The organism is Mesorhizobium sp. M5C.F.Ca.IN.020.29.1.1 (genome assembly GCF_003997375.1).
GTDB lineage: Bacteria > Pseudomonadota > Alphaproteobacteria > Rhizobiales > Rhizobiaceae > Mesorhizobium > Mesorhizobium wenxiniae.
Genome location: NZ_RZSW01001173.1, coordinates 1 through 502, shown reverse-complemented (window position 1 = coordinate 502; position 502 = coordinate 1). Strand labels below are relative to the sequence as shown.

Annotated in this window: 1 protein-coding gene; it reads left to right on the top strand. The window is 55.8% G+C overall.

Annotated features, from left to right (window positions below; all coding sequences use genetic code 11):
* Positions 1-502 (top strand): hypothetical protein (locus EOA85_RS37975; RefSeq protein ID WP_164760207.1); only part of this gene is annotated, 502 nt, incomplete at both ends.

The following is a 502-nucleotide window of genomic DNA, read 5'->3' as shown; positions in this document are numbered from 1 at the left end:
CGCCCAGGCCGCCCCTGGGTCGGCAGACAGCCTTGAGCACTTATCGGCGGCGAACGACCTAGTCTACATTCGTTTCAAGCGGATCGACGGCACTGGGACAGCGAGCGAGATTCGCGCCTACGCAAGTATCGTGCCCCGTGTCGTTGACGCGGTGACACGGCTTGATGCCATGATTGCGGCCGGGCTGCCTCTCGACGAAAAGAGCCTGAAGGAAATGGGGCTGGAACTCGAGCAGCTCGTAGAGAGGATGAATGACGAATATTACAAATATGGAGATGAGATCAACGTAGATCTCTATTCGACAGAAAAAAGTCTGAAGAGATTCAACTACCAGATTGCGTTCGCCCTGGCGGTGTTGTCGCTGCTGGCGATCGGAACTGCCGTATTGCTAATCGGCCGTTGGGAAACAATAAAGAAATTGGAATTCCTGGCCTGGCGCGACGCGACGACGGGATTGAAGAACCGTGCCTGGATGTCAGCCAACAGGGACGTGGTGCTGGAC